Annotated in this window: 18 protein-coding genes, 1 tRNA gene and 1 pseudogene; 8 read left to right on the top strand and 12 right to left on the bottom strand. The window is 71.9% G+C overall.

Annotation, left to right across the window (positions count from 1 at the left end):
- Positions 1-2 precede the first annotated feature (2 nt).
- The 4 genes from ACFT9I_RS11990 (at position 3) to ACFT9I_RS11975 (ending at position 3,262) form a co-directional block, all read left to right on the top strand.
- Complete coding sequence (locus tag ACFT9I_RS11990; protein ID WP_382563496.1) at positions 3-983, top strand: glycine betaine ABC transporter substrate-binding protein; 981 nt, start codon at positions 3-5, stop codon at positions 981-983.
- Positions 984-1,071: 88 nt separating this feature from the next.
- Positions 1,072-1,689 (top strand): ArsR/SmtB family transcription factor, encoded by a 618-nt coding sequence (locus tag ACFT9I_RS11985; protein WP_382563260.1) that lies wholly within the window; start codon positions 1,072-1,074, stop codon positions 1,687-1,689.
- 65 nt (positions 1,690-1,754) lie between these two features.
- Positions 1,755-1,937 (top strand): hypothetical protein, encoded by a 183-nt coding sequence (locus tag ACFT9I_RS11980; RefSeq protein WP_382563258.1) that lies wholly within the window; start codon positions 1,755-1,757, stop codon positions 1,935-1,937.
- Positions 1,934-3,262, top strand: a complete 1,329-nt coding sequence (locus ACFT9I_RS11975) for an MFS transporter (protein WP_382563256.1) — start codon at positions 1,934-1,936, stop codon at positions 3,260-3,262. The genes ACFT9I_RS11980 and ACFT9I_RS11975 overlap by 4 nt, the downstream gene beginning before the upstream one ends.
- On the opposite strand, the gene ACFT9I_RS11970 is transcribed toward ACFT9I_RS11975, so the two are convergent.
- The 4 genes from ACFT9I_RS11970 to ACFT9I_RS11955 form a co-directional block, all read right to left on the bottom strand.
- Positions 3,192-3,989 carry a S16 family serine protease gene (locus ACFT9I_RS11970; RefSeq protein ID WP_382563254.1) on the bottom strand — a complete coding sequence of 266 codons (798 nt, stop codon included), beginning with the start codon at positions 3,987-3,989 and terminating at the stop codon, positions 3,192-3,194. The two genes, ACFT9I_RS11975 and ACFT9I_RS11970, sit on opposite strands and share 71 nt — an antisense overlap.
- Positions 3,990-4,035: 46 nt before the next feature.
- Positions 4,036-4,677, bottom strand: coding sequence for an IclR family transcriptional regulator (locus tag ACFT9I_RS11965; RefSeq protein WP_382563253.1), 642 nt, complete (start codon positions 4,675-4,677; stop codon positions 4,036-4,038).
- A 393-nt stretch (positions 4,678-5,070) separates the two neighbouring features.
- On the bottom strand, positions 5,071-6,855 hold the full coding sequence (locus tag ACFT9I_RS11960) for a DEAD/DEAH box helicase (RefSeq protein WP_382563251.1): 1,785 nt from the start codon (positions 6,853-6,855) through the stop codon (positions 5,071-5,073).
- 162 nt (positions 6,856-7,017) lie between these two features.
- On the bottom strand, positions 7,018-8,493 hold the full coding sequence (locus ACFT9I_RS11955) for an MFS transporter (RefSeq protein WP_382563249.1): 1,476 nt from the start codon (positions 8,491-8,493) through the stop codon (positions 7,018-7,020).
- A gap of 169 nt (positions 8,494-8,662) precedes the next feature.
- Here ACFT9I_RS11955 and ACFT9I_RS11950 point away from each other — a divergent pair.
- Positions 8,663-8,734 (top strand) — tRNA-Cys (locus ACFT9I_RS11950).
- 88 nt (positions 8,735-8,822) lie between these two features.
- Here the strand turns inward: ACFT9I_RS11950 and ACFT9I_RS11945 are convergent.
- The 7 genes and pseudogenes from ACFT9I_RS11945 to ACFT9I_RS11915 form a co-directional block, all read right to left on the bottom strand.
- Complete coding sequence (locus ACFT9I_RS11945) at positions 8,823-11,129, bottom strand: xanthine dehydrogenase family protein molybdopterin-binding subunit (RefSeq protein WP_382563247.1); 2,307 nt, start codon at positions 11,127-11,129, stop codon at positions 8,823-8,825.
- Positions 11,126-12,598, bottom strand: coding sequence for a 2Fe-2S iron-sulfur cluster-binding protein (locus ACFT9I_RS11940; RefSeq protein WP_382563245.1), 1,473 nt, complete (start codon positions 12,596-12,598; stop codon positions 11,126-11,128). Before ACFT9I_RS11940 ends, ACFT9I_RS11945 begins: the two co-directional genes overlap by 4 nt.
- Complete coding sequence (locus ACFT9I_RS11935) at positions 12,595-13,491, bottom strand: FAD binding domain-containing protein (protein ID WP_382563243.1); 897 nt, start codon at positions 13,489-13,491, stop codon at positions 12,595-12,597. The genes ACFT9I_RS11940 and ACFT9I_RS11935 overlap by 4 nt, the downstream gene beginning before the upstream one ends.
- A gap of 245 nt (positions 13,492-13,736) precedes the next feature.
- A complete protein-coding gene (locus ACFT9I_RS11930) occupies positions 13,737-15,383 on the bottom strand; it encodes a beta-N-acetylhexosaminidase (RefSeq protein WP_382563241.1) in 1,647 nt (548 codons plus the stop codon).
- Between the two features lie 279 nt (positions 15,384-15,662).
- A complete protein-coding gene (locus ACFT9I_RS11925) occupies positions 15,663-15,965 on the bottom strand; it encodes a DUF3039 domain-containing protein (RefSeq protein WP_031231446.1) in 303 nt (100 codons plus the stop codon).
- A 69-nt stretch (positions 15,966-16,034) separates the two neighbouring features.
- Complete coding sequence (locus ACFT9I_RS11920; protein WP_382563239.1) at positions 16,035-16,832, bottom strand: ABC transporter permease; 798 nt, start codon at positions 16,830-16,832, stop codon at positions 16,035-16,037.
- A 53-nt stretch (positions 16,833-16,885) separates the two neighbouring features.
- Positions 16,886-17,545 (bottom strand): annotated as a pseudogene (locus ACFT9I_RS11915) (ABC transporter ATP-binding protein); the annotation flags it as partial.
- A 113-nt stretch (positions 17,546-17,658) separates the two neighbouring features.
- Between ACFT9I_RS11915 and ACFT9I_RS11910 the strand changes: the two are divergent.
- Positions 17,659-18,864 carry a sensor histidine kinase gene (locus ACFT9I_RS11910; protein ID WP_382563238.1) on the top strand — a complete coding sequence of 402 codons (1,206 nt, stop codon included), beginning with the start codon at positions 17,659-17,661 and terminating at the stop codon, positions 18,862-18,864.
- The gene (locus tag ACFT9I_RS11905; RefSeq protein ID WP_382563236.1) at positions 18,861-19,613 is read left to right on the top strand and encodes a response regulator; all 753 of its coding nucleotides are present in this window, start codon (positions 18,861-18,863) and stop codon (positions 19,611-19,613) included. Before ACFT9I_RS11910 ends, ACFT9I_RS11905 begins: the two co-directional genes overlap by 4 nt.
- Here the strand turns inward: ACFT9I_RS11905 and ACFT9I_RS11900 are convergent.
- Positions 19,586-20,146, bottom strand: coding sequence for a YqgE/AlgH family protein (locus tag ACFT9I_RS11900; protein ID WP_356590037.1), 561 nt, complete (start codon positions 20,144-20,146; stop codon positions 19,586-19,588). The two genes, ACFT9I_RS11905 and ACFT9I_RS11900, sit on opposite strands and share 28 nt — an antisense overlap.
- A 285-nt stretch (positions 20,147-20,431) precedes the next feature.
- On the opposite strand from ACFT9I_RS11900, the gene murA reads away from it, so the two are divergent.
- Positions 20,432-21,772, top strand: a complete 1,341-nt coding sequence (gene murA / locus ACFT9I_RS11895) for a UDP-N-acetylglucosamine 1-carboxyvinyltransferase (protein ID WP_356590035.1) — start codon at positions 20,432-20,434, stop codon at positions 21,770-21,772.
- Positions 21,773-21,861 lie beyond the last annotated feature (89 nt).

Genomic DNA, 21,861 nt, shown 5'->3' with positions numbered 1-21,861 from the left:
CCATGCGACACCGGAAACTCGTGACGGGCGGGGTGGCTCTGCTGCTGAGCGCCGCCACTCTCAGCGGCTGCGGCCTCAAGAGCGGCTCCCCGATGGTGGACGACGTCGTCCCCGGCTCGGTGGGCCGGGGCGAACCCCTCAAGGGCGCCTCGCTGACGGTCACGTCGAAGAACTTCAGCGAGAACATCATCCTCGGCCAGATGATCGGCCTGATCTTCAAGGCGGCGGGCGCGGAGGTCCTGGACCGGACGAACCTGCCGGGCTCGATCAGCGCGCGCGAGGCGATCGTCAAGGGTGACGCGGACGCGATGTACGAGTACACGGGCACGGCCTGGATCACGTACCTCGGCAACGCGAAGCCGATCGTCGACTCGCAGAAGCAGTGGACGGCGGTACGGGACGCGGACCGCTCGCACGACGTGAGCTGGCTCCTGCCGTCCACGCTCAACAACACGTACTCGCTGGGCATCAGCAAGAAGAACAACGCGAAGTACAAGCTCAAGACGATGTCGGACGTCGCCGCGCTGTCGAAGAAGGAGCCGGGCGCGGTCACGATCTGTGTGGAGAACGAGTTCGCGTCGCGGGACGACGGGCTGCCGGGGATGGTGAAGGCGTACGGGATGAACATCCCGGCGTCGAGCGTGAAGAAGATGGACGCCGGCATCATCTACACGCAGGTGTCGAAGTCCAACTCCTGCCTGGTGGGAGAGGTGTTCACGACGGACGGCCGGATCAAGTCGCTGGATCTGGACACGGTCTCCGACGACAAGCGCTTCTTCCCGAACTACAACGCGGCGCCGGTGATCCACAGCTCGACGTACAAGAAGTACCCGGAGATCGCGGGTCTGCTCGACCCGCTGAGCAAGCGGCTGAACACCGGGATCGCGCAGGAGCTGAACGCGAAGGTGGACGTGGACGGCCAGGATCCGCACGAGGTGGCGAAGGACTGGCTGATCAAGGAGGGCTTCATCAAGGAGGGCTGAGCCCTTCGGCGACGCCCCGCCAGACTTACAAAGAAGTAGTTGCAAAGAAACCCTTGCAACTACTTCTTTGCATGTCTACGCTCAACCCATGCCCGAGAACCCCGAGGTACCCGACGCAGCCGAGCCGGACGTCCGCACCCTGGACCCGCGCTCGCTGCGCGGCCTCGCCCATCCCCTGCGGATGCGACTGCTGGTCACCCTGCGGCACCACGGCCCGGCCACCGCGTCCCAACTCGCCGAGCGGCTGGGCGAGTCGAGCGGTGCCACCAGCTATCACCTGAGGCAGCTCGCGACCCACGGGTTCGTCGCGGACGACCCCGAGCGGGGCAAGGGCCGGGAGCGCTGGTGGAAGGCCGCGGACAAGGGCGTCATGCTCGGCAACGCCCTGCACAACGACCCGAATCCCGAGGTACGCGGGGCGGTGAACACCTTCATCCACGAGGTCGCCTCCATCCACGACCAGGAGCTGAGCACCTGGCTGGGCACCATGCACGACTGGCCGGATACCTGGGCGGCAAAGTCCGACTTCAGCGACTTCACGCTACGGCTCACCCCCGAACTGCTGGCCGAACTGGACGGCCGGGTGCACGACTTGATCAACAGCTATCGGAACCTCGCGGTGCCCGAGGACGACGAGTCCGCGGCGCAGGTGCGGATCCATCTGCACGCCTTCCCGCTGAAGAAGCCCCACACCCCGGACGCCTGAGCACCACCACTTCCTGACCACCACTCCCGCACCCTGACACACGGTGCGCGAAGGGACGATTTGTCATGTCATTTTCCGATGTGCACCTCCAGCTCCACTCCATACGCGCGACCGAACTGCACGCCGAAGCAACCGCCTACCGCCGCCCCCTGCGACCACAGCTGCGACTCCGACTGGGCTGGCTCCTGGTCGAGTTGGGCCTGCGGCTCGTCGAACAGCCCCGACCGGCCCGTATCCGCCCCGTATGAATGCCGCACCGGTACGGCGGTGGCCACTCACCGCCGTACTGACCGCCAACGCGATCTCCGCCACGGGCCGGACGCTGAGCATGATCGGCATCCCCTGGTTCGTGCTCCAGACCACCGGCAGCGCCGGCCGCGCGGGAGTGGTGGCCTTCTGCGCCACCCTCCCGGTGGTGGTCTCCGCGCTGATCGGCGGCCCGGTCATCGACCGGATCGGCCGGCGCCGCGTCTCGATCGCGTCGGACGTGCTGTGCGCGCTGTCCGTCGGGGCGATCCCCCTGCTGCACCGCGCCGACGCGCTCCCGTTCTGGACGCTCTGCGCACTGGTGGCGCTGCACGGCCTCGCCCACACCCCGGGCGACACGGCCCGCTACGTCCTCGTCCCCGACCTCGCCGAACACGCGGGCACCTCACTCGCCCGCGCCGCGAGCCTCTTCGACGCGGTCGAGCGCGGCGCCCGCATGCTCGGCGCGGCACTCGCGGGCCTGGTGATCGCACTGCTCGGCGCCGAAGTCGCCCTGCTGCTGGACGCGTTGACGTTCGTGCTGTCGGCGCTGCTGATCGGCGCCGGGCTGCGTGGCGTACGGGGAGCGGAGCCGGTCAAGGACATGGCACCGGTGTCGCTCCGCGCGTACGTCTCCGAACTGCGCGAGGGTTACGCCTACTTGGCCCACACCCGGCTGCTGGCGGCGGTCGTCCTCATGGTGATGTTCATGAACGGCATCGACCAGGGCTGGAACGCGGTCCTGCTCCCGGTCCACGCCGAACAGAACCTCGGCGGCGCCGCCGAACTGGGCCTGATCACGGCGGTGTTCGGGGCGGGCGGCCTACTGGGAGCCCTGCTGTACGGCGCCGTCGGCCATCGCTTCCGACGCCGCACGGTCCTCACCGTCGCCGTCCTCCTCGTCGGCGCGCCACGCTTCGCGGTGGCGGGCCTCACCGACTCCACGGTGGCACTCGCCGTGGTCATGGGCGCGGCGGGAGTGGCGGGCGGCACGATCAACCCGATCCTGACGACGGTGACGTACGAACGCGTCCCGGACGAACTCCGCAGCCGGGTGGCGGGCGCGATGACCGCGGGCTGCGAACTGACCATGCCCCTGGGCGGCCTGACGGCGGGTCTGCTGGTGGAGGGCACCGGCCTGCCCCCCGCGCTGCTGCTGATGGGCGGCGTCTACCTACTGGCGACACTGAGCCCGCTCCTGCTCCCGGTCTGGCACGGCCTGGACACCGCCGCGGGCCCGGCCGACAGTGACGACGTCAGCAGCCCGGCACCTTGCCCCCCTGTTCCAGCGCCTTCAGTGACGACACCGCGTCCTTCAGGGCCCTGACCGGGATCAGCCGCATGCCGTCGGGGAGTTCGGACTGGGCGTCGGCGCATTCCGCCTCCGGGACCAGGAAGACCGTCGCGCCGTCGCGGGCCGCCGCCTGGGTCTTGAGGGAGACGCCGCCGACCGCGCCCACCGTGCCGTCCGTCTCGATCGTGCCGGTGCCCGCGATGTCCCGGCCGCCGGTGAGGTCGCCGCCCGAGCCGTCGCCGTCGAGCATGTCGACGATGCCGAGGGCGAAGAGGAGGCCCGCGCTGGGGCCGCCGACGTCGGCGAGGTGGAGGGTGACGTCGACGGAGTCCGGCTTCCGGCCGAGTTGGCCGAGGGCCGCGTCGACGGCGGAGTTCTGCGACTTCACCATCGCGTCGGTGTTGTGCTTCTGGATCTCCTTGTCGGACTGGCCCGCCGGGTAGACGGAGTCGCGCGGCAGTACGGCGCGGTCGGTCCGGATCCAGCCGTCGAGGACGTCGGCGAAGTCGACGTCGGTGGACGGTCCCGTCGCCAGGATCGTCGTCATCCGCAGCTGCCCCTCCGTCTCGCGGGTCGGCGCGCCCTTGATCGAGATGACGGGGGTGTCCTTGTAGTCGCCGAGAACGTTCGCGGTCAGGCCGGGCTGGGCCACCGCGTACGGCAACGGGGCCACTCCGACGACGACGAGCAGCGCGACGATCGGGACCGCCGAGAGGGCGAGGGTGCGGGGGCGCGAGAGGCCGGCGAGACGAGAGAGCACGGTGTCAATCTATCGGCCGGTGCTCGGGCCGGTTCCACGCCCCGGTTCAGCGCAGGGCGTCGGCCACCTCGCGTGCGGCGTCGACCACGCGCGGACCCACCCGTTCCGGCACCGAGTCGGCGAGCATCACGACGCCCACGCTGCCTTCGAGCCCGGTCACCCCGACGAGCGCGGCGGCGGCGCCGCTGGCGCCCGCCTCCAGTTCGCCGTGGGTCAGCGTGCACCGCGCCTCGGTGTACGAGCCCTGCCGGGCGGCCAGGATGGCCTTGCCGGCGGCGCCCCGGTCCAGCGGGTGCCGGAAGCCGGCGCGGTACGCGACGTGGTAGTCCGTCCAGGTCGGCTCCACGACGGCCACGGCCAGCGCCTCGGCGCCGTCCACGAGCGTGAGATGGGCGGTGGCCCCTATGTCCTCGGCGAGCGAGCGCAGGGCGGGCAGCGCCGCTTCCCGTACGAGTGGGTGCACCTGGCGGCCCAGGCGCAGCACCCCGAGGCCCACTCGGGCGCGTCCGCCCAGGTCTCGGCGGACCAGCGCGTGCTGTTCCAGGGTGGCGAGGAGTCGGTAGACGACGGTGCGGTTGACGCCGAGTTTGTTGGACAACTCGGTGACGGTCAGCCCGTGGTCGGTGTCGGCGAGCAGCTTGAGGACGCGCAGTCCTCTGTCGAGCGTCTGGGAGGTCTCTGCGGTCACGACGCCCTCTCCTTCGGAGTTTCGGAGTGAGTGACGACGGTCCTCTCACAGAAGCTGCGACACCGGTCCCATCGGCGACGCACGGAGAGGCCGCCGGCAGGCAGGCCATGGCGCACCGGCTGCGCTCCGAGGCGGCGCTGCCACGGCGCGTATGTATTGCCGGGACATTAGCGATCCGTACCGCTCAGCGGAAGACCTCGTCCAGAATCCGGTCATGGGTGGTCAGTTGCTCCCCGTTCGCGTCACAACAAGCGTGGAAAAGGGACTCACGCTGACTATTCGTATGATTTCCCATGAATGGACGCGCGTAGAAACGCCCCGGAGGCGCCGCAGGGGCGTCTCCGGGGCGGAGAAGAAGGGCGGAAAAGAGAGGCGGGAAAAAGACGTTCGTGCTCAGCGCATCCGGGTCGCCCACTCCTGGACCTGTCTGATCCGCTCGCGAAGCTGACCCCCGGTGGCCTCCGCGCTGGGGGGCCCGCCGCACACGCGGCGCAGCTCCGTGTGGATCACTCCGTGCGGTTTGCCGCTCTGGTGGACGTACGCGCCGACCATCGTGTTGAGCTGCTTGCGCAGTTCGAGCAGCTCCCTGTGGGAGACCACGGGCCGCCGGTCGGCCGGCAGCTCCAGCAGATCCGCCTCGGAGTCGGGCTTCTTGCGGCTGTGCGCGATCTGCCGGGCCTGCCGCTTCTGGAGGAGCATCTGGACCTGGTCGGGCTCCAGGAGGCCGGGGATGCCGAGGTAGTCCTGCTCCTCCTCGCTGCCGGGGTGCGCCTGCATGCCGAACTCGGCGCCGTCGTACAGCACCCGGTCGAAGACCGCGTCGGACTCCAGCGCCTCGAAGGGCAGCGCGTCCTGCTCGCCGGTGTCCTCGTCGAGTTCGCGCTCGGCCTCCGCCATCTCCTTCTCGGACTCGGCGTACGGGTCCTCCTCGCCCTCCTTCTTGGGCTTGTCGAGGACGTGGTCGCGCTCGACCTCCATCTCGTTGGCGAAGCCGAGGAGGTTGGGGATGGTCGGCAGGAAGACGGACGCGGTCTCGCCGCGGCGCCTGGACCGGACGAAACGGCCGACGGCCTGGGCGAAGAACAGGGGCGTCGAGATGGTGGTGGCGTACACGCCGACGGCGAGGCGCGGCACGTCGACGCCCTCCGACACCATGCGGACGGCGACCATCCAGCGCTCCTCGCTCGCGCTGAAGTCGTCGATGCGCTTGGAGGCGGCGGCCTCGTCGGAGAGCACGACGGTCGCCTTCGTCCCGGTGATCTCGCGGATGAGCTTGGCGTACGCGCGGGCCGAGTCCTGGTCGCTGGCGATGACCAGACCCCCGGCGTCGGGAATGCCCTTGCGAACCTCGGTCAGCCGCTGGTCGGCGGCGCGCAGCACGTTGGGCATCCAGTCGCCGCGCGGGTCGAGCGCGGTGCGCCAGGCCTGCGAGGTGGCGTCCTTGGTCATGGGCTCGCCGAGCTTGGCGGCGATCTCGTCACCGGCCTTGGTGCGCCAGCGCATGTTGCCGCTGTAGCTGAGGAAGATGACGGGGCGCACGACGCCGTCGCCGAGCGCGTTGCCGTAGCCGTACGTGTAGTCGGCGGAGGAGCGGCGGATGCCGTCGTTGCCCTCCTCGTACGCCACGAAGGGGATCGGGTTGGTGTCCGACCTGAAGGGCGTACCGGTCAGCGCGAGGCGCCTGGCGGCCGGCTCGAAGGCCTCAAGACACGCCTCACCCCAGGACTTGGAGTCACCGGCGTGATGGATCTCGTCGAGGATCACCAGGGTCTTGCGCTGCTCGCAGCGGTTGCGGTGGAGCATGGGGCGTACGCCGACGCCCGCGTACGTCACGGCGACCCCGTGGTACTCCTTGCTCAGCGCCCCCGCGCTGTAGTCCGGGTCGAGCTTGATCCCTATCCGCGCGGCGGCGTCCGCCCACTGCTTCTTCAGATGCTCGGTCGGCGCGACGACGGTGATCTGCTGCACGACGTGGTGGTGCAGCAGCCAGGACGCCAGGGTCAGCGCGAAGGTGGTCTTCCCGGCGCCGGGTGTCGCGACGGCGAGAAAGTCACGCGGCTGCTCCTGGAGATAGCGCTCCAGCGCCTTCTCCTGCCAGGCGCGCAGCTTGTTGGCGGTGCCCCAGGGGGCGCGGCCGGGGAAGGCGGGTGAGAGGTGGTGGGAGGCGGTAGTAGTCACGGTCTCCGGTTCACAGGCGCTCGGGGATGCACGGGCTGGACGTCTGGGCGCGGGCTCAGATACGACAACCGGGCCACCCTACCGGCGCCCCGGCCCGATCCTCGTACGAACAAGCCGGGGTCGGCCAGGTGCGACCCGGGTCACATCGGGGAGCGTCAGCACCTACCGCGCCCGCACCCGCGTCGCCACCCAGACCCCCGCCAGGGCCACCGCCGCCATCGGGAGGAACACCGCCGTGAAGGCCGCCGGGTGGGAGGCGGCGGGTGAGGTGAGGTCGTGGGCGCCCACCGCGCCGCCGCCCAGGGCCGCGAACGCCGCGCCGCCCGCCGCCAGCAGCAGGACGTTCGACAGGCCGTCGGATATCTGGAGCGCGGCGGAGTTCGTGCCCGCCTCCTCAGGAGGTGAGAGTTTCAGCAGCAGCACGCTCGTGGACGCGATCACCGTGCCCATGCCGAGGCAGCCGACCGCCCAGGCGACGCCCAGGGTCCAGACCGGGACCGAGTCGATCAGGACGCTCGGGGCGGCGGCGATGGCGGCGGCGACCAGGACCATGCCGCCCATCAGGAGCCGTTCGCGGTGCGGCTCCATGCGGGGGCGGGACTGGATGTACGAGCCGAGCGCCCAGGTCGCGCCGCCGACGGCCAGTGAGAGGCCCGCCATCGTCGGGGACAGGCCGCGCTGGGTGACGAGCATCAGCGGTACGAAGCTCTCCGCCGCGATGAAGGAGCCCGCCGCGACGCCGCGCAGCAGGACGACCGACGGCATGCCGCGGGCGGCGCGGTAGGTGCCGCGCGGCAGCAGGCCGAGGACGGCGGGCACGATCAGCGCGGCGCCGGCCACGCCGGGGAGCAAGGACCACCAGTTCAGGTCCTGGCCCGCGTACTGGAGCAGACCCGCGCCGAGCGAGATCGCCAGCGCCAGCCGGATCCGGCGCCGGTCGAAGGCCGGTACGGGCACAGCGGCGCCTGGGGGCTGGGCGGGCCCGGCCGCCATCTGCCGGATCGCGGGCAGCGCGGTCGCCAGCGGCAGCACCACCAGTACCGGGATGCCGATGAAGACCCAGCGCCAGCCGAGGTGTTCGGTGACCGTGCCGGAGGCGAGCGGACCGACGACCGAGGGGATCACCCAGCTCGCGGCGAACGCGGCCATGATCGCGGGCCGCAGCCGCTCCGAGTAGGCGCGGCTGACCACGACGTACAGCGCGACGATCACCAGCCCACCGCCGAGCCCCTGGACCGCCCGGCCCGCGATGAACAGCCACATCGCGCCCGCCGTGCCGGAGAGCAGCAGGCCGACCGCGAAGGCGCTGATCCCGGTGACGAGCGGCCGGAGCGGGCCGCTGCGGTCGGCCCACTGCCCGGAGAGCACCATCGCGAAGAGGCTGGTCGTGAAGTACGCGGAGAAGGCGAACGCGTACAGCGAGACGCCCCGCAACTCGCGCGCGGCGACCGGCATCGCCGTACCGACCGCCGTGGCCTCGAAGGCGATCAGCAGGACGACACAGATGATGCCGATGCTGAGCGCACGGTGGGTCTTGCCGAGGATGCCGTCCTGGCCGCCAGGGTCGACGGCATGGTGCGAGGTGACATCGGCGGCTTCGACGGCGACGGCGGCGTCGCTCGGTTCCAGGGCGGTCATGGGCTCAGCGTAAGGGGCGTAGACCCGGTTGAACCCTGTCGCTGGTCGGTGCGGGCCTCGTCCCTTGGTCGTACGACCATGAACGGCGTATGGCAGTCACGTTGCGGGGTGCCCGGCGCCCTTGAGGGCCGTACGCCGCCCCGCTTACGGTCGAGTCATCAGCACGCACGGCCGTGTGCCCGAGTGGTTCAGGGGCTCGACTGCAAATCGAGTTACGTGGGTTCGATTCCCGCCACGGCCTCTTCAGGAAGCCCTTGAGAAGTCCCGGAAAAGCCCCGGAGAAGTCCCTTTCGAAGCCCTCACCGAAGTTCCTTCGGGGAGGGCTTCGCTCATCCCGCCGTCACCACAGCCGACTGCGGCCTGATCGGCAGCCGGTTGACCGGGCGGCCCGTCGCCGCGCGGACCGCCGCCGCGACCGCCGCCGGGGACGTCACGACCGGCGCCGCGCTCACCGGCTTCGCGCCGAACGGGGCCACCACGTCGCGCTCCTCGACCAGTTTCACGATCCGGATGTCCGCCGCGTCCAGGGACGTCGGCAGCGCGTAGCCGGTGAGGTCGGGGCGGCGTACCAGACCGCGGGTCGTACGGAGGTTCTCCGTCAGGGCCGTACCGATCCCCTGGGTGACGCCCGCCTCGATACGGGTCGCGAGCTGCGCCGGGTTGAGGACCCGGCCGACGTCCTGCGCGACGGCCATCTCCACCACGCGGATCGAGCCGAGTTCGATGTCGACGTCCACGACCGCGCGGATGGCGCAGAAGGCGAGTCCGACGAACGCGTCGCCCTGGCCGGATTCGTCCAGCGGTTCGGTGGGGTGCGGGCGGCACTGGGCCGTGGCCCACAGTTCCTTGCCGTCCATCGCCTCGGTGACGGTGGTCGACAGCACACCGTCGTAGGAGGTGATCTTGCCGTCGGTGATCTGGAGCAGTTCCGTCGACATGCCGAACTTGTGCGCCAGCGGCTGGAGGAGCTGCGTACGGACCATCTTCGCCGCCCGTTCGACCGCGCCGCCGGAGACCCAGGTGTGGCGGCCGTGCGTGGCGGGGCCCGCCGGGGGCTGGTCGGTGTCGACCGACGCGACGTGGACCTCTTCGATGCCGAGCGTCTCCTGGACGATCTGGCGGGCGAGGGTGGAGAAGCCCTGGCCGGTCTCGACGGCCGCGCAGATGACCGTGGCGACGCCGTCGTGGACCTTGACCGTGGCCGTGGAGACCTCGTCGGCGCCCTCGGCGCCGAGCATGTGGACCATGCCGAGCGCGTAGCCCACGCCGCGGCGTACGGCGCCGGGCTCGCCCGCGCCCTCGGGGCCGCCCGGCAGCAGCCAGGACGACTCGGGGACGTCCTTGGGGAGCGCGGGGAGCGGGAAGTCCCGTACGGCGCGCAGCAGTTCCGCGACGGGCGCCGGGCAGGTCACCGTCTGGCCGGTGGGCAGGATGTCGCCGGTCGCCAGCGCGTTGCGCAGGCGCAGTTCGGCGGGGTCGATGCCGAGCTTGGCCGCCAGCTTGTCCATCTGGCCCTCGTACGCGGCGCAGACCTGCATCGCGCCCTCGCCCCTGACGTGGCCGGACGGCGGGTTGTTGGTGCGTACGGCCCAGCCTTCGATGAAGGCGTGCGGGACGATGTACGGGCCGCAGGCGAACGCCACGGCCGCCGCGAGGGATTCGGACGAGGCGTCCGCGTACGCGCCCGCGTCGAGCAGGATCTGCGCCTCGACCTTGACGAGGCGGCCCTCGCTGTCGGCGTGGTGGCGGTAGCGCAGCAGGGTCGGGTGCCGGTGGGCGTGTCCGAGGAAGGACTCCTCGCGGGTCGCGGCCAGCTTCACCGGGCAGCCGGTGTGCAGCGCGAGCAGCCCGAGCGGGATCTGGAAGCCGGGGTCCTCGCGGTCGCCGGTGGCGCCGGGGACGCCGGTGACGACGACCTTGACCTGGTCCGGGTCGAGGCCGAAGCAGGCGGCGGCCAGATCGCGGTCGGTGTGCGGGTCGGTGGAGCCGGTGTAGATCTCCACGCCGCCGTCGGGGCGCGGTACGGCGAGTCCGGCCTCGGCGCCGATGGGGGCCGGGTCCTGGCGGCCGATGCGGTACAGGCCCTCGACGACCACGTCGCCCATGAGGTCGGGGTCGCCGTAGCGCAGCGGGATGTGGCGGATCAGATTGCCGTCGGGGTGCAGCGGTTCGGCCTCGAAGGCCTTCTCCGGGTCGGTGACGGGATCGAGGATCTCGTACTCGACGGCGATGGCGGCGGCGGCCATACGGGCGGTGTCGGGGTGGTCGGCGGCGACGGCGGCGATGGCCTCGCCGTGGTGGCGTACGACCTCGGAGGCGAAGACGGGGCGGTCGGCGACGAGCCGTCCGTAGGAGGGGTCGCCGAGGACGTCGAGATGGGTCACCACGGCCCGTACACCGGGCATTTCGGCGGCGGCGGCCGTGTCGATCGACAGGATGCGGGCGTGCGGGTGCGGTGAGCGCAGGAGGGCCGCCCACAGCAGCCCTTCGGCCCAGAGGTCGGCGGCGTACGGGAACGTGCCCTCGGTCTTGGCGCGGGCGTCGGCCGGTGGGAGTGAGGCGCCGAGACCCAGCGCGGGCGGCTCCTGCCGGGGGCCGTCGAGTGCCTGGGTCTCGGTGGCCGCGTCGTTGCTCACGCCATGCCTCCGTCGTGCGGGTCGAGAGGTGCGGGGTGGGCGCCGCCGGCGCCCGGTGGTGCCTGGTGCGGGATACGGGCCTCGTCGACGGCCTCGGCGCTCGCCGCGCGCTCGGCGACGACCTCGCCGACGGCGTCGAGCACGCCCCGGTATCCGGAGCAGCGGCAGAGGTTGCCGCACAGCGCCTGGCGGGTCTCCAGCTCGCTGGGGTCGTGGTTGCCTTCGAGCAGGTCGTGGACGGTCATGGCCATGCCGGGGATGCAGAAACCGCACTGCACGGCGCCGCAGTTGGCCAGGGCGCGCTGGACGTCGGACGGTTCGCCGTCGGCGGCCAGGCCCTCGACCGTACGGACCTCGGAACCGGCCGCCGTGGCCGCCGGGACGAGGCAGGAGGCGACGAGCCGGCCGTCGACCTGGACGTTGCAGGCGCCGCACTCGCCCTGCGAGCAGCCGTCCTTGGCGCCGGCGAGGCCGAGGCGCTCGCGCAGCACGTAGAGCAGCGACTCGCCGATCCAGGCGTCGGTGACGGGGCGGTCGCCGCCGTTGACGCGCAGGACGTAGGAGTTGGCGGGGTGTTCGGCGCTGTCGTTGCTGGTGGTGAGGGGGGCGGGTGCGGGTGCGGGTTCCGGTTCGGGCTCGGGTGCCGCTTCCGCTTCCGGGGTGGCGGCGGGCTCGGGCGCGAGTTCCGCCTCCGCCTCCGTCGCGGCGTCCGCCACGGGCCCGGTCTCGGGCGTCGCGTCCAAGTCCGTGACCGCGACCGGCTCCGCGACCGGCTCGACCAGTTCGACGGCCTCGGGCGCGAACTCGGGCGTCGGTTCCGGTACGGGCTCCGCCAGGGGCTCCGGAACCGGTTCCGGTTCGGTCGCCCACGGCGCGCGCGCACCACCCGGAAGTGTGGCGGGCGGCGCACCGCCCGACCACTGCGAGGTGGTGGGCATGGACGTCGTGAACTCGCCCGATTCGTCGGGAAGCTCGTCCCCGATGACCGGGATCACCCACTGCCCGGTGAGCTGCGACGGGGCCGGGGGGCCCGGCTCCGTACGGGAGTCGGCACCACCGACACCACCGGCCGCGCCGGCGGGCTCGGCGGCGAAGGACCACTGCCCGGTCGCCTGCGGATCGTGCGGCACGTCCGGACCGGCGGCCCCCTGCGGGGCGTACCCGTACGGATCGGGCTGCGCCTGCGGCGTGTGCGCCGCCCACTGGCCGCCGCCCGCCGGACCCATGCCGCCGTCCGCCTGCGCCTGTCGCTGGTCGATCGTCGGTGGTACGTACCCGTGTCCGCGCGCCGCGAGCGGGGCGGCGGCCCTGTCCTCGGGCGGCAGTTGGACGAACGCGGTCGCCTCGGCGTCGTACTCGCCGCCCTGCGGGATCGGCTGCCACGCGCCGCGCCCTTGCGGGTGCCCCTGCGCGGGGTCCTGTCGACGCCCCTCCGGAGTCCCGGAGTTCTCGTTCTCGTCGGTGGTCACGGCAGCGCCCTCCCCAGTGCTCGTCGAGCCAGGGTGGCGACGGTACGCCTCAGGTGAAGCACGGCGGGCGGCAGGGCGGGCGGCTCGCTCCCGTCCGCCGCCGGAGCCGGGTCGGGGATGCAGGCCGCGGCGACGTACTCCCCGAAGGCCGCCAGCGCCTCGGGCGCCAGCCCGCGGTCGGCGTCCCAGTCGATCAGCGAGGCGATCCAGCGCTCGGCCTCCAGCGGGCGCAGCGGCATCGGCGCGATGGCGCCGACCGCGCAGCGCACGCCGCGGCGCGCCGGGTCGAGCACGACGGCGACGGACGCGGTGGCCCGGCCGGGGCCGGTGCGTCCGGTGGCCTTGAGGTAGACCTGCGGGGCGTGCAGCAGGGGAACCCGTACGAAGCCGATGAGTTCGGCGGGCGCGAGCATCTCGCGGCCCGCCAGCAGATGTGAGACGGGGATCTCACGGCGCGCGCCGCCGGGGCCCGCGACGACGAGGTCCGCCTCCAGGGCCGCCAGGACGGGCAGTGAGTCGCCGGTGGGGGCCGCGCTGGCGATGTTCCCGCCGAGGGTGCCCGCGTTACGGATCTGAGGCGGTCCCGCGGCGCGTGAGGACGCGGCCAGCGCGGGGATGAGGGCGGCGAAGTCGGGCCGCCCCATGCGCGCGTGGGTGAGTCCGGCGCCCAGCAGGGCGTGTCCGTCCTGGTAGTGCCAGCCGCGCAGTTCGCTGATCCGGCCGAGGCCGACCAGGCCGGCCGGTCTGAGGAGGCCCTTGTTGACGGCGGCCATCAGATCGGTACCACCCGCGACGGGCACGGCGGCAGGCATGGCGCTCAGCGCCGCCACGGCCTCGTCGAGCGAGGCCGGCAGCGTCACGGACTGCGCCGTCTGCGGTGCGTGCGTGGTCAACCCAGCTGCCCCTTCCCGGTGTCCCGGCTGTCCGCCTGTGTTGGCCGTACCGTACGTGCTCACAGGCCGGACGAGGCAACTCTGGCACATCTTCCGGGCCTACCGGTCCGAGGGTCCATGAAGCACGCATCCGCCCCTGAACGAGGGGAAGGTCCGTTTTCACGCCTCTTCACCGACACATACGAAATGCCATTGTTCGGCACTCCTTGTACGCCTTATTCGTACGGACAGCCCCGGTCGGGGGGTCACACGTTCGGGGGTGCTCCCTCGATCGGACGTCCGAGAACGGCCGAATCCCCGTTCGGTCCCGGGCGCTTCTGCCAGGGCAACGGACCGCCGGGCGGCCGGTAATCGACCCCCAGGGCGTCAAGGCGCTTGTAGTGCGCGGTCATTCGCCGTTCGAAATCGGCGAAGTCGCGGTCCGGGGACTCGGGCAGTGCGGACCAGGCCACCTCGGCGAAGGCGGCGAGTCTCGGGAAGACCTGGTAGTCGACGCGGGAACGGTCCTGCATCACCTCGGTCCACACATTGGCCTGGGTGCCCAGGACATGGGCGGCGTCGGCGCCGGTCAACTCCGGTGGTACGGGCTCGAAGCGGTAGACGTCCTCCAGCGTGCGGACGTATCCGATGGGCATCGGCTCGTCGGCGCCCGCCGCCTGACGGTGGTCCAGATACACCTGCTGCTCGGGGCACATGACGACGTCGTGGCCGGCCTTGGCGGCCGCGATCCCGCCGGCGTATCCGCGCCAGGAGGAGACGGCGGCGCCGGGCGCGAGCCCGCCCTCCAGGATCTCGTCCCAGCCGATGAGGCGCCGGCCGCGCGCGGAGAGCCAGCCGTCGAAGTGCCGGATGAACCAGGACTGCAGCTCGTCCTCGTCGGCCAGGCCGAGTTCGGCGATCCGCTCCTGGGCGGCGGGTGAGCGCTTCCACTGGTCCTTGGGGCACTCGTCGCCGCCGATGTGGATGAACGGCGATGTGGCGGCCGGGAAGAGGTCGAGCAGCTCCTCGAAGACGCCCTCGAAGAAGCGCAGGGTGTTGTCGGTGGGGGCGAGCACGTTCGGGTTGACGCCCCAGGTGTCCCAGACGTCCAGCGCGGAGGTGTCGACGACGTCGGTGTTGCCCAGCTCCGGATACGCGGCGATGGCGGCCTGCGAGTGGCCGGGAATGTCGATCTCGGGGACGACGGAGATGTGCCGCTCGGCGGCGTACGCGACGATCTCGCGGATGTCGTCCTGGGTGTAGAAACCGCCGTGCGGCTTCTCGTCCCAGAGGTCCGAGAACCGGTGGCCGTACTTGGTCCGGGACCGCCACGCGCCGATCTCGGTCAGCTTCGGGTGGCGCTTGATCTGGACGCGCCAGCCCTGGTCGTCGGTGAGGTGGAAGTGGAAGACGTTCAGCTTGTGCGCGGCCATCAGGTCCAGGAAGCGCAGCACGCCGTCCTTGGGCATGAAGTGCCGTGACACGTCGAGCATGACGCCGCGCCAGCCGAAGCGCGGGTGGTCCTCGATGACCTGACGGGGGATCTCCTGCCGTACGCCGGGGGACACGGGCGAGCGGCGGAAGGCCTTGGGGCCGAGGAGCTGACGGAGCGTCTGGGCGCCCCAGAAGACGCCGGCCGCGCTGCCGCCGTGGATCTCGGCGCCCCACTCGGCGGTGATGTCCAGCCGGTACGCCTCGGGGGCCATGGACTCGTCGATGCGCAGCGACACGGCGTTGCTGCCGCCGGCCGGGCCGGGGGCGAGCGGCAGCCCCAGCGCGGCCCCGAGGGTGGCGCGCAGCCAGCGCTCGGTGCTCTCGGTCCCGGGGGCCGCCCAGAGCGTGGTGGCCGAATCGGGGACGAAGCCACCGCTCTGCGGGCCTTCGACACTGACGGGCGCCGGGATCAGGTCCATCACGTGAATCCTCAGTCCTCGTTCGGCTGGCATATGCCGGAGTCAATGGGTCTTTGAGCGTCCCGCTGGACACTAGGCCCGGCCCGGACGAACGGACAAGTGGTCTCAACCAATCGGTGATCAGGCACACGTGTACGCCCCATCAGCCCGCGCACCCCCGTCTACCCGCTCACGCCCCGCGTACGCGAACGGCTCCGGAGCGCGCTCGACGCGCGCCCCGGAGCCGTTCACAGCCCGTCCGGTCGTTCTTCCCGAAGACACGAGGACGAACGACAGGACCTAACTCTTGCCCTTGCCGCTCTTGTCCTTGCCGCCCTTGTCCTTGTCCCCGCCGGGACCCATGGACTCGTAGATCTCCTTGCACATCGGACAGACCGGATACTTCTTGGGGTCACGCCCCGGTACCCAGACCTTCCCGCACAGTGCCACCACCGGAGTGCCGTCGAGGGCACTCGCCATAATCTTGTCCTTCTGGACGTAATGGGCGAAGCGCTCGTGGTCGCCGTCGCCGTGCGACACCTTGGGTGTCGGCTCCACGAGGGTGCCCGTACCTGCCCCGCGCTCGGGCTCAAGAGTGCTCATAACCGCCAAGGGTACCCACGCTCGGGCCATCCCGAGGGCCCCGGGACCCAGCACTCCGCAGCCGGCCGCTCACGCGTCGCGCCGACGCAGCGTCACGAGCCCTCCGCAGAGCGCCGCGGCCGTCCAGACCAGCAGCACACCGAGCCCGCCCCAGGCGCCCACGTCGATCCGGTCGTCGGGCACGACCCGCAGGATCTGGGCCCCGGCGACATTGGGCAGGTACTGGGCGACGGAGCCGACGCCGGGCAGATTCGCGAGGATGTCGGAGACGATGAAGAACAGCGGGACGAGGATGCCGAGGGCCAGGACGGTACTGCGCAGCATCATCGTGACACCGGCGGAAATCAGACACAGCAGCGTCAGATAGACGGCGAGCCCGACGATGGCGCGCACCGCGCCCGGGTCGTCGAGCGCCGCGTTCTGCCGCTCCCCCATCGCCGTCTGGGCGGCGGCGAAGGTGAGGAAGGCGGTGGGCAGGGTCACCGCGAAGGCCGTCACGGCGACGGCGGTGAACTTCGCGGCGCCGAACACGCCCCGGCGCGGTACGGCGGTGAGCGAGGCGCCGACGGTCCCCGCCGAGTACTCGGCGCCCACCGCGAGCACCCCGAAGCAGACGAGCGCGAGCTGGGCGACGGACGTGCCGGCGAAGCCGTAGCCGACCGGGTCCCAGTCGGGAGTGGCGCCGAAGTCGTCGTAGTTGCCCTTGATCACCGAGCCGTAGAGGGTCCCGATGCCGATCGAGAGGGCCACGACGGCGGCCAGGTTCCACCAAGTGGAACGGAGCGTACGGAGCTTGAGCCCCTCGGCCGACAGCGCGGCGACGAAGATCCGCCGGACAGGACCTGGCCCGCCGCGTACCGCGCTCATCGCGCACCGCCCGACGTCAGCCGCATGAACGCCTCTTCCAGCGAGCCGGCGGGCCCCGCGTACGTACGGACGATCTCGGCCACGCCTCCCTCGGCGAGGAGCCTGCCGTGCCCGATCACCACCACGTGGTCGACGGTCAGCGCCGCCTCGCTCATCAGGTGCGAGGAGACCAGCACGGTCCGCCCCTCGGCGGCCAGCTCACGCATCAGGGTGCGGATCCAGACAATGCCCTGCGGGTCGAGCCCGTTCACCGGCTCGTCCAGCAGCAGCACGCCCGGATCGCCGAGCAGCGCGGCGGCGATCCCGAGCCGCTGCACCATGCCCAGCGAGAACGTCCGTACGCGGCGGTCGGCGACGCCGTCGAGGCCCGCCATGCCGATCACCTCGTCCACGCGGCTGTCCGGAATGCGATGGGTCCTGGCGAGACAGCGCAGCTGGGCGCGGGCCGTCCGTCCGCCGTGCACGGACGAGGCTTCGAGCAGCGCCCCCACGGTGCGCAGCGGATCGCGCATCCGTACGTAGGGCCGCCCGTCGATCAGGGCGTGGCCGCGGGTGGGGCGGTCGAGGCCCAGCATCATGCGCAGCGTGGTGGACTTGCCGGCGCCGTTGGGGCCGAGGAAGCCGGTCACCCGGCCCGGTTCGACCGTGAAGGACAGCGCGTCGACGGCGGTCGTGGAGCCGTGGCGTTTGGTCAGGTCAGACACTTCGATCATGCGCCGTACGGTGCCGCCCGCGCCGCCGTCGGCGCGTCGGGCCGGGGACGGAACGCGCCGTCTCCCTCTCGGGAGGGAGGCGGCGGCCGGCCCGCCACCTCTACGGTCGGAGCATGACCGCCGACAGCCGCGTCGGGCGCGACGCGCTCGTCGTTCTCGTGTACGCCCTGCTGCTCGCCTCCACCGGCAGTCCCGCCCCCGCCACGCCGGGCGCGGAGGCGGCCGGCGGCCCGGAGGTGCCGCTCTGGCTCCGGCTGTCGCTGGTGGCCGCCGCGACCCTCCCGGTGGCGCTGCGCGGGCTCGCGCCCCTGCCCGTCTTCTGCTGGGTGACCGGGGTGTCCGCCGTCGCCGTGGTCTGCGACGCCCTCTGGGACCCGCTCCTGCCGGCCGCGTTCGCGCTCTACACGGTCACCGTGACGCGCGAGGGCCGCCGTTGGTGGGAGCGGTGGCTGCCCGGCCTGGCGATCCTCCCCCTGGCCGTGGCCGGACTCCTCGCGCCGGCGGGCCGCGCGGACGCCTACTGGTGGTCGGCGGGCCCCGGCCAGCTGCTGCTCGGCTTCGCCGCGCTGCTGGCCGCCGGAGAGCTGGGCCGTGCCGTACGGGAGCGGCGCGCCCTGGTCCTTCGGACAGGGCAGCAGATGGCGCAGCGCGCCGTCACGGAGGAGCGGCTGCGGATCGCCCGGGAGCTGCACGACGTGGTGACGCACTCGATGGGTCTGATCGTCGTCAAGGCGGGCGTGGCCAACCATGTCGTACGGACCCGGCCCGAGGAGGCACACGACGCGCTGCGGATCATCGAGGCCACCGGCCGGGGGGCGCTCACCGAGATGCGGCACATGCTCGGGGTGCTGCGCTCCGACACCACCGGCGAGCGCCTGCCCGCCGCGCTCGGCCCGGTCCCGGGACCCGGCGCCCTGCCCGAACTGGCGCGCGGGGCGGGCGCGGAGCTGACCGCCGAGGGGCTCGACGGGCTGCCGGAGGGGGCGGGGCTGGCCGTCCACCGGATCGTGCGGGAGGCGCTGACGAACGTGCTGCGGCACGCGGGCCCCGAGGCGCCCTGCCGGGTGCGGGTCACGGCCGCCGACGGCGTGATCCGTATCGAGGTCGTCGACGACGGACCGCCCGCCGAGACCGTCGGGCGTCCCCGGCACGAGATCCGGCAGGGCGAGGGCCACGGCCTGGTGGGCATGCGCGAGCGCGTCGCGCTGTACGGCGGCACGTTCACCGCCGCGCCCCGGGACACCGGCGGCTTCGCGGTGCGCGCGACCCTGCCGTACGCCGCGACGCCCGCCGACGCGCGCGTGGAGACCGCCCGATGATCCGGGTGCTGGTCGCCGACGACCAGGCTCTGCTGCGCGGCAGTCTGCGGCTGCTCGTGGACGCCGAGCCCGGTCTGGTCGCCGTCGGCGAGGCGGCGGACGGCGCTGAGGCGGTCCGGCTGACCGCCTCGACGTGCCCCGACGTGGTGCTGATGGACGTACGGATGCCGGGCCTGGACGGCATCGAGGCGACCCGGCTGATCTGCGCGCCACCACAAGCCCCGCCACCACAACTCCCGCCGGACGACGGACCGCGACCGCGCGTACTGATCCTGACCATGTTCGACCTGGACGAGTACGTGTACGGCGCGCTGCGCGCGGGCGCCAGCGGCTTCCTCCTCAAGGACACCCCGCCCGCCGAACTGCTCGCCGCGATCCGCGTGGTGGCGGCCGGCGAGGCGCTGATCGCCCCGGCGGTCACGCGCCGGCTGATCGCCGAGTTCGCCCGCAGACCCGGCCCGGCGCGGCGCGACAGCGCGGGGCTCGCCGGGGTGACGGATCGCGAGCGCGACGTGCTGGAGCTGGTCGCGCGCGGTCTGACGAACACGGAGATCGCCCGGCGCCTGTTCGTCGGCCTGTCGACGGTGAAGACCCATGTGAGCCATCTGCTCACGAAGTTCGGGGCGCGGGACCGGGCGCAGCTGGTGATCGTCGCGTACGAGACGGGCCTGGTCACCGCCGGAATCGCGGACCCCGGCCCGCCGTCCGCCGGGGTGGCGCGTCAGTTGAGCGAGGGGTCGTCCGGATAGGTGGCCACCATGGCGAGTTCGCTGCGCTGGCGGCGCAGCACCGCGCGCCACAGGCTCTCCGGGCGCGGCGACGACACGTCTCCGGGCTCCGACTCGACCACGTACCAGGCGCCTTCGGTCAGTTCGTCCTCCAGCTGGCCGGGGCCCCAGCCCGCGTACCCGGCGAAGATCCGCAGCGAGCCGAGCGCCCGCGCGAGCAGCTCGGGCGGTGTCTCCAGATCGACGAGGCCGATCGCGCCGTGCACCCGTCGCCAGCCGAGCGGCCCCTCGTCGCCGGGGATGACGGCGAGGCCGAGCGCCGAGTCCAGGGAGACCGGCCCGCCCTGGAAGACGACGCCGGGGTCGCCGGCCAGCCCGCCCCAGGACTCCAGGATGTCCCCGACGTCCACGGGGGTGGGCCTGTTGAGGACCACGCCGAGCGACCCCTCCTCGTCATGGTCGAGCAGGAGCACCACCGCGCGGTCGAAATTCGGATCCGCCAGGGCCGGAGTCGCGACGAGCAGCCGCCCTGTGAGCGAGGACACCTCGGTCATGCGAGACATGATCCCGCACATTCGCCTTCCTTGGGGCCCGCGCGGCAGAGTGTGCGTGATCGCAGCTCAGGCGCACGGCGGCACGGGGAGCGCAAGGACGCGCCGTAAGTGGCACCGAAGTGCGCACAAACGGAAAGGTGACTCAACGCAAGGGGTGGCGAACAGAAAGTGTTCTGTCACCTTCCCTACGGCTCCAAGGTGCCCGATGCCTTACGGGACAGGGGCGTAAGCCCCTTACCCTTTTGCTTTGGCCCCCTGTCCGACGACTCCCGGAACGCGAGATTCATGACCGGCACAGACGATGTAATGCTTGTCCACGGCGGAACCCCGCTGGAGGGCGAGATCCGCGTCCGCGGCGCGAAGAACCTGGTGCCGAAGGCCATGGTCGCCGCCCTTCTCGGCAGCGGGCCCAGCAGACTGCGCAACGTGCCCGACATCCGTGACGTACGGGTCGTCAGAGGGCTGCTCCAACTGCACGGTGTGACCGTGCGCCCCGGTGAGGAACCCGGCGAGCTGATCCTCGACCCGTCGCACGTCGAGAGCGCCAACGTCGCCGACATCGACGCCCACGCGGGCTCGTCGCGCATCCCGATCCTGTTCTGCGGCCCGCTGCTGCACCGGCTGGGCCACGCCTTCATCCCGGGCCTCGGCGGCTGCGACATCGGCGGCCGGCCCATCGACTTCCACTTCGAGGTGCTGCGCCAGTTCGGCGCGACGATCGAGAAGCGCGCCGACGGGCAGTACCTGGAGGCCCCGCAGCGGCTGCGCGGCACGAAGATCCGGCTGCCGTACCCCTCGGTCGGCTCGACCGAGCAGGTGCTGCTGACGGCCGTTCTGGCCGAGGGCGTCACCGAGTTGTCGAACGCCGCGGTGGAGCCGGAGATCGAGGATCTGATCTGCGTGCTCCAGAAGATGGGCGCGATCATCTCGATGGACACCGACCGGACGATCCGGATCACCGGTGTCGACAAGCTCGGCGGCTACAACCACCGCGCCATTCCGGACCGGCTGGAGGCCGCCTCCTGGGCTTCGGCCGCGCTGGCGACCGAAGGCAACATCTACGTACGCGGCGCCCAGCAGCGGTCCATGATGACGTTCCTGAACACCTTCCGCCGCGTCGGCGGGGCGTTCGAGATCGACGACAAGGGCATCCGCTTCTGGCACCCGGGCGGCCCGCTCAACGCGATCGCCCTGGAGACCGACGTACACCCCGGTTTCCAGACCGACTGGCAGCAGCCGCTGGTGGTGGCGCTGACGCAGGCGGCCGGCCTGTCCATCGTCCACGAGACGGTGTACGAGTCGCGCCTGGGCTTCACGTCGGCGCTCAACCAGATGGGCGCGCACATCCAGTTGTACCGGGAGTGCCTGGGCGGCTCGGACTGCCGCTTCGGCCAGCGCAACTTCCTGCACTCGGCCGTCGTGTCGGGCCCCACGAAGCTCCAGGGCGCCGATCTGGTCATTCCCGACCTGCGCGGCGGCTTCTCGTACCTGATCGCGGCGCTGGCGGCGCAGGGCACCTCACGGGTGCACGGCATCGACCTGATCAACCGCGGCTACGAGAACTTCATGGAGAAGCTGGTCGAGCTGGGCGCGAAGGTCGAACTGCCCGGCCGCTCCCTCGTCTGACGTTCCGTCCGTGTGCGCGCGGATCTCCGCACGCACACGGCGGACAGGCACACCGGCCAGACGGAAGGGCGGCCACCCCGGTCGGGGTG

Origin of the sequence: Streptomyces sp. NPDC057137 (genome assembly GCF_042670825.1) — a bacterium.
Lineage (GTDB): Bacteria > Actinomycetota > Actinomycetes > Streptomycetales > Streptomycetaceae > Streptomyces.
The sequence above is the reverse complement of the archived record's forward strand: the minus strand, read 5'-3'. Positions and strand labels throughout refer to the sequence as shown.

Bases quoted from the DNA above. Each gene is read 5' to 3' on its own strand.
- ACFT9I_RS11990 (WP_382563496.1), top strand. From the start codon at position 3: ATGCGACACCGGAAACTCGTGACGGGCGGGGTGGCTCTGCTGCTGAGC.
- ACFT9I_RS11985 (WP_382563260.1), top strand. From the start codon at position 1,072: ATGCCCGAGAACCCCGAGGTACCCGACGCAGCCGAGCCGGACGTCCGC.
- ACFT9I_RS11980 (WP_382563258.1), top strand. From the start codon at position 1,755: ATGTCATTTTCCGATGTGCACCTCCAGCTCCACTCCATACGCGCGACC.
- ACFT9I_RS11975 (WP_382563256.1), top strand. From the start codon at position 1,934: ATGAATGCCGCACCGGTACGGCGGTGGCCACTCACCGCCGTACTGACC.
- ACFT9I_RS11955 (WP_382563249.1), bottom strand. From the start codon at position 8,493: ATGACCGCCCTGGAACCGAGCGACGCCGCCGTCGCCGTCGAAGCCGCC.
- ACFT9I_RS11930 (WP_382563241.1), bottom strand. From the start codon at position 15,383: ATGGACCTGATCCCGGCGCCCGTCAGTGTCGAAGGCCCGCAGAGCGGT.
- ACFT9I_RS11925 (WP_031231446.1), bottom strand. From the start codon at position 15,965: ATGAGCACTCTTGAGCCCGAGCGCGGGGCAGGTACGGGCACCCTCGTG.
- ACFT9I_RS11920 (WP_382563239.1), bottom strand. From the start codon at position 16,832: ATGAGCGCGGTACGCGGCGGGCCAGGTCCTGTCCGGCGGATCTTCGTC.
- ACFT9I_RS11910 (WP_382563238.1), top strand. From the start codon at position 17,659: ATGACCGCCGACAGCCGCGTCGGGCGCGACGCGCTCGTCGTTCTCGTG.
- ACFT9I_RS11905 (WP_382563236.1), top strand. From the start codon at position 18,861: ATGATCCGGGTGCTGGTCGCCGACGACCAGGCTCTGCTGCGCGGCAGT.
- ACFT9I_RS11900 (WP_356590037.1), bottom strand. From the start codon at position 20,146: ATGACCGAGGTGTCCTCGCTCACAGGGCGGCTGCTCGTCGCGACTCCG.
- murA (WP_356590035.1), top strand. From the start codon at position 20,432: ATGACCGGCACAGACGATGTAATGCTTGTCCACGGCGGAACCCCGCTG.